Raw genomic sequence first — 5,858 nt, 5'->3', positions numbered from 1 at the left:
CCACCGGAGGAGCTTGCCGGGTGATAGAACAGAGTCAGTGACATTGAGGGGCTTGTGACAGAGGAATCCCTGCTTAACCGCATTTTGGCGGCTTCTTTGCTGGTGGTCTGCCTGATGGCGGCCATTGTTGGCGGCACACGACCTGCCTCAGAGTCGGCTCGGCTTGGCCTGGAGTCGGCGCGGGGGGCAGATCGCATCGAGGTGGTCACCCTGGAAGGAACGATAGGAGGTCCACGGGGCTCGACTTTGGTAGGCCTGCCCACCTCTCCTGTGGAACAGTTGCGGGAGGCAGTGCAAGACCGCGCCGTCAAGGCTGTATTGCTGCGCATCAACAGCCCGGGCGGGGCCGTGGGATCCAGCCAGGAACTTTACCGTGCCGTAACCGCTCTACACGAAGCCGGCAAGCCGGTGGTCGCCATCCTGGAGGACATTGCTGCCAGTGGGGGGTACTACGTGGCCAGTGCTGCCGACAAAATCTATGCCAACCCCGGCACCTTGACCGGCAGCATAGGGGTCATCATCAGCGGCCTCAGCTTTGGCAAGTTGCTGGAGAACTACGGCATCGAGCCGCAGACCTTCAAAACCGGCGAGTACAAAGACATCCTCTCTCCCTTCCGCAGCGCCACTCCTCAAGAGCAGCGCCTTCTGCAGGGCTTGGTGGAGAACACCCTTGACCAGTTCATTCGCGATGTGGCCCAAGGACGCCAGCACCTGCCAGCAAAAGGGGCAGAGCAGGTGTTGGACGCAGAGATGATCGCGCGGCGACAAAGCTTGGACGAAGAGCGAGTGCGACAGTTGGCCGATGGGCGCATCTTCACCGGGGCGCAAGCTGTGGAGGTGGGCTTGGTGGATGCTTTGGGGGGATACACCGAAGCGGTGGAGGATCTGCGGCGCATGACCGGGGATCCCTCTTTGTCGCCCGCAGGTGGGGGAGATGGCTTCCAACGGGCACTGCGACGACTGCTCAGCCAGGGATTGTCCCCGCAAAGGCAAGCTGCTTGGCTGAGCCGGCTGTTGGCCGGCGACGCGGTTGCTGGGATCCCAGACGTGCCGCTGCTGTGGATGGCGCCGGAGCGGACTTTGCGCTAAATCTAATCACGACCGGTTTGGGTGTGGGGGGGTGAAGTGGTGAATCGAGAAGCGGTTCCGCAGGCAGTGCGGAGCAATTGGGGGGATCAGGGGAGCGCCCTAAGGGAAGGATCCCAGGGGGCAGAGCAGGATGGCGCCATCGACCTGGAGCTGTCAACCAGTCGGGCTTGGGTGGAAATCGACGCGGCCCAGTTGCGGGAAAATCTGCGGCTGTTGCAGGCCCGCTTGTCGCCGGATACCGAGATCTGGGCAGTGGTCAAGGCCAACGCCTACGGGCATGGGGCCCACTTGGTGGCTCCTGTGGCCGTTGCTGCCGGCGTCAAAGGGCTGTGTGTGGCCACCCTAGCGGAAGGGATCGAGTTGCGGCAAATGGGGCTGCAGGCTCCGATTTTGGTCTTGGGAGCTTTGAACACCTGGGCGGAGCTGCAGCAGGCCATGGCAGCTCGGCTGGAGGTCAGCCTTACCCGCGCCGAGCAAATCCCCCTGATGCGCCAGGTGGCCCGCTGGGCCGGGCGACCCGTCCCGGTGCATGTCAATGTAGATACGGGCATGACCCGTTTGGGGATCCCCTGGAGCGAAGCCGCAGCCGTGTGGGGGCAGATTTGTCGGATCCCGGAGCTGGCGGGCTGTAGCCTGTTTTCCCATTTGGCGACGGCAGACGAGCCCCATTCTCCGGCCATGGAACAGCAGCACGCCCGCTTTGCCCAGGTGGTGGAACAGATTCGCCAAGCCGGGGATCCCTTGCCACCGTTGCATCTGGATAACTCCGCCGGCGCTCTGGCCCGTCTTCACTACTCCCGCGTGCGGTTGGGGTTGGTCCTCTATGGCTTGTCGCCTGCTCCCCACCTGCCGGTGCCGGGTTTACAGCCGATCTTGCGTCTCAAGGCGCGGCTGACCCACATTCAAACCGTGCCCGCCCAAACCGGCGTGAGCTACGGACATCGCTACATCACCTCTCGCCCCAGTCGCATTGCCACTCTGGCCATCGGCTATGCGGACGGGATCCCACGGCGGCTTTCCGGCTGGCTGCGAGGATGGGTGCGCGGCGGCCTGATCCAACAGGTGGGCACGATCACAATGGATCAATGTATGTGGGATGTCACCGAGAGGCCGGATATACAGGTGGGGGACGTGGTGGAGCTGCTGGGCCCCAAGCTGGCAAATATGGGTTTGTCTGTGCAGGATTGGGCTGACCAGGCGGGCACCATTGCCTACGAACTGCTGTGTGGGCTTTCTGCTCGTCTGCCGAGAGTGTTGGTCAATGGAGAGGCTGCCAGCACCAACATTGTTTGCTGAGCTGGGTACCCTAGAGGATAGGAGGTCGCTAGAGACTCCGGCTGGCCAGATCCCGCTTAAAGGGGAATTCGCCATCGGTAAGGGAAGCTACAAGGAGGCAGCCATGGAGACACGCAAACCCCTGAGGAGGCTGGAAAATCAAATGGAGCGGGCCGTCCTCGAAGCCATAAACGAGATGCTCCTCCTGGAAAGCCAGCAGCGCTACTGCTTCTGCGAGAGATTCTGTCACGATGCTGCCGCCCTGGCCTTGAACAATCTCCAGCCTCGCTACGCCACCAGTTTTCATGGCTCTCTTCACACTTTGGAAGCCATTCAAGCGGATCAGGAGTTGCAGAGGCTGATCCGGTTGGAGGTGGTGAAGGCCATGGAAAAGGTGGCGGCCAATCCCCGTTGCCCAGAACCTGACTGTCCTCTGCTGCTCGTCCAGACCGCTGACGCGACCGAGTTAGAGCTGGCCCCCAGCGACAATTGATTGCAGGAATGCCCCCGACAGTGCTACCCACTGCTGACGTGACCGTTTCCGCTTCGCCGGTGGCCTTTCTCGGCCCTGCCGGAACCTACACGGAGCTGGCTGCTTTGCTGGCCTGCCCCGAGCAGCCTCACCTGCACAGCCAGGGATCCCATCCCTTGGTGCCCTATCCGACGATCAGCGCTTGTTTGGAGGCGGTAGCTGCCGGCCAGCAACCCTGGGCGGTGGTGCCGGTGGAAAACTCGGTAGAGGGCGGCGTTTCCATGACCTTGGACGCCCTCTGGCAACTGGAGGGGCTGAGCATCCGCCAGGCGCTGATCCTACCGATTCGCCATGCCCTCATCGGACGTGCCTCGCAGTTGCAGCACATTGAGCAGGTCTATTCCCACCCGCAGGCTTTGGCCCAATGTCAGGCGTGGCTGAGAGCCCATTTGCCTCAAGCCACGCTGATCCCAACCCGCTCCACCACCGAAGAATTGGATCGCCTGCAGCAGCAGCCCGGCGCCGCCGTCATTGCCTCAGAACGAGCTGCCACCCTCTACCAGTTGCCGGTCTTGGCCTGCCCAATCAACGATCACCCCGACAATTGCACCCGCTTTTGGGTGGTGGGCCGTGGGCCGCTTTCGCCTTCAGATCGACAGGATGGGGCGCCCGCTTCCCCTGGAGGATCCCACACTTCCTTGGCCTTCAGCCTGCCCCACAATGTGCCGGGGGCGCTGCTGAAGCCGCTGCAAGTCTTTGCGGAGCGGGGCTTGAACATGTCGCGTATTGAATCGCGCCCCACCAAAAAATCGGCGGGGACTTATGTCTTTTTTGTCGATCTGGAGAATCCGGTCGGCCAGCCCTATCTGGATGCAGAGGTGATTGCGGCGCTGGAAGCGATTGCGGAAACTTTGAAGCTCTTCGGCAGCTACCCCGTGCATGACCTCTGCAAACAGGGTGGTCTATCCCAAGCAGCAGGAGCCCTGCTCTCTGAGACAGGGTAGCCTTTGAGCCCCATGCTCTCCGCCAGCTTGACGCCATACTGCTGCCACCCGATCAACCCGTAGCCGCCATCTCCAGTCACGGCCACGATGTGGCGGTCAGGATGTACCAATTTAGCGGCCAAAGCCCCCGCAATGGCGATGCCCATGGCGGCAAAGCCATTGGAGATGAGACAGGTGTTGGGTTTGTCGCAGTAGTAAAGGCGGGCCCTCCACCATAGACAGCGGACAGGGCAGGGGATAACTTTTTTTCTGAGCTAGGGGGCGGTGGGAACCGAGCTAAGCTCGAATGGAATTGCCCCTCAAAGCTTTCTCTCCTCTGGAGATGCCCATGCGGTTTTATGTTGAAGCTTTCACCGTTCACAAGCGCTATGCCCTGACCATCAGCCGAGGTACCTACAGTGAGGCTGCGCTGGCGTGGGTGCGGATCGAGGAAGAGGGGATTGAAGGGTGGGGAGAGGCTTGTCCCTTCTCGCTAGGCGACGACTGCCACCAGTCCCTGGACGATATCCTCATGGGCCTAGATGTGGCCAAAGGGATCCTGAGGCGCCACTCCCCCTGGGAGCGCCAGCAAATCGAGGCTCAGTTGCTGCAGGCCGGGATCCCGTCGGCGGCGCGGGCGGCGGTGGATATGGCTCTGCACGATTGGATGGGCAAACGACTGGAGAAGCCCCTGTGGCAGTTGTGGGGGCTGGATCGCTCCCGCATTCCGTCCACCACGTTGACCATTGGCATTTCCACCCCTCAAGCGGCCCGCCAGCGGGCCTTGGCCTGGATGGAACAGACCCAAGCGCGGGCCTTTAAGATCAAGCTGGGTAGCGACTTGGGGCTGAGGGCGGATCAGAACATGCTGATTGCTGTGCAAGAGGTGATCCCGCTGGGATCCTTGATTACAGTGGATGCCAACGGGGCTTGGACGGTGGAGCAGAGCTTGAGCATGAGCAACTGGCTGGCGGGGCAAGGGGTGAGCTACCTAGAGCAGCCTTTGGAGAGGGGGCAGGAGGCGAAGCTGATCACCCTCTGGCACGAGTCGAAGCTGCCCATCTTTGTGGATGAGAGCTGCTGCGACAGCCGCGATATTCCTGCCCTGGCGGATCGCGTCCACGGCATCAACATCAAGCTGATGAAATGTGGGGGCCTCAGCGAAGCCTGGCGCATGATCCACACGGCCAAATCTTACGGGCTGCAGGTGATGCTGGGCTGCTACAGCAACACGGCTCTGGGGAATACGGCGGCGGCCCACTTGGCCCCACTGGTGGATTATCTGGATTTGGACAGCCACCTCAATCTTGTCGAGGATCCCTTCGTCGGGGCCGTCCTGCAGGAGGGCCGTCTCATCCCCACCGACCGACCGGGCTTGGGGGTAGAGCTGCGGGAGGAGTAATGGGAAAGCCGGGATCCCTATCCAGCCAAACTCGGGTGGCCATCCTGCTCCACGGTGGCCTGCTGGGGGAGCACGGCAAAACGGGCTTGGGGCTGCTGCGCTACGGGCCTTTCCCGGTGGTGGCGGTGATCGACCGGGAGCAGGCGGGGGGATCCCTGGTTCATCTGACCGGCATCGCCAAAGCCATTCCCATTGTGGCCTCGGTGGCGGAGGCGCTGGCCTACCGGCCTGAAGTGCTCGTGATCGGGATTGCCCCTTCGGGCGGCCAGTTGCCACAAGCCTGGCGGGAGGAGTTGCGCCAAGCCCTGCAAGCCGGCCTATCTCTGGTGAACGGTCTCCACACGCCTCTGGCCGAGGATCCCCAGTTGCGGCAGTGGCTGCAGCCGGGAGCCTGGATCTGGGACATTCGCCGCGAACCCCCCAACCTGTCGGTGGGAAAAGCTTTGGCCCGCACCTTGCCCTGCAAACGGGTGTTGACGGTGGGCACCGACATGAGCGTGGGCAAAATGTCCGCCAGCCTGGAGCTGCACCGGGCCAGCCTGAGACGGGGACTGCGCTCCCGCTTTTTGGCCACCGGACAAACCGGGATCCTCATCAGCGGCGAGGGGATCCCGTTGGATGCGGTGCGGGTGGACTA

The 5,858-nt window shown here is 62.4% G+C and carries 6 protein-coding genes and 1 pseudogene; 6 read left to right on the top strand and 1 reads right to left on the bottom strand.

Translation table 11 applies throughout. From position 1 onward, the window contains the following. Window positions 1-54 precede the first annotated feature (54 nt). The 4 genes from sppA to pheA all read left to right on the top strand — a co-directional run bounded on the left by sppA (window position 55) and on the right by pheA (window position 3,840). Window positions 55-1,089, top strand: coding sequence for a signal peptide peptidase SppA (gene sppA, locus NW857_RS09955; protein ID WP_414333015.1), 1,035 nt, complete (start codon window positions 55-57; stop codon window positions 1,087-1,089). Between the two features lie 39 nt (window positions 1,090-1,128). Next, a complete protein-coding gene (gene alr / locus NW857_RS09950) occupies window positions 1,129-2,385 on the top strand; it encodes an alanine racemase (RefSeq protein ID WP_414338488.1) in 1,257 nt (418 codons plus the stop codon). A gap of 103 nt (window positions 2,386-2,488) precedes the next feature. Further along, window positions 2,489-2,857, top strand: coding sequence for a late competence development ComFB family protein (locus NW857_RS09945; protein ID WP_414333012.1), 369 nt, complete (start codon window positions 2,489-2,491; stop codon window positions 2,855-2,857). A 20-nt stretch (window positions 2,858-2,877) separates the two neighbouring features. Next, window positions 2,878-3,840 (top strand): prephenate dehydratase, encoded by a 963-nt coding sequence (pheA, locus tag NW857_RS09940; protein ID WP_414348294.1) that lies wholly within the window; start codon window positions 2,878-2,880, stop codon window positions 3,838-3,840. Here pheA and NW857_RS09935 read toward each other — a convergent pair. After that, window positions 3,777-4,052, bottom strand: a pseudogene (locus NW857_RS09935) (thiamine pyrophosphate-dependent enzyme); the annotation flags it as partial. The gene pheA and the pseudogene NW857_RS09935 sit on opposite strands and share 64 nt — an antisense overlap. Before the next feature lie 116 nt (window positions 4,053-4,168). Here NW857_RS09935 and NW857_RS09930 point away from each other — a divergent pair. Further along, the gene (locus NW857_RS09930; RefSeq protein ID WP_414333009.1) at window positions 4,169-5,221 is read left to right on the top strand and encodes a dipeptide epimerase; all 1,053 of its coding nucleotides are present in this window, start codon (window positions 4,169-4,171) and stop codon (window positions 5,219-5,221) included. Continuing rightward, window positions 5,221-5,858, top strand: a 638-nt coding sequence (locus tag NW857_RS09925; protein WP_414368834.1) for a DUF1611 domain-containing protein, incomplete at its 3' end; no start/stop codon positions are given. The genes NW857_RS09930 and NW857_RS09925, both read left to right, overlap by 1 nt.

The organism is Synechococcus sp. H55.9, from assembly GCF_047462355.1.
Taxonomy (GTDB): domain Bacteria; phylum Cyanobacteriota; class Cyanobacteriia; order Thermostichales; family Thermostichaceae; genus Thermostichus.
This window is presented reverse-complemented; position numbering and strand designations above follow the sequence as displayed.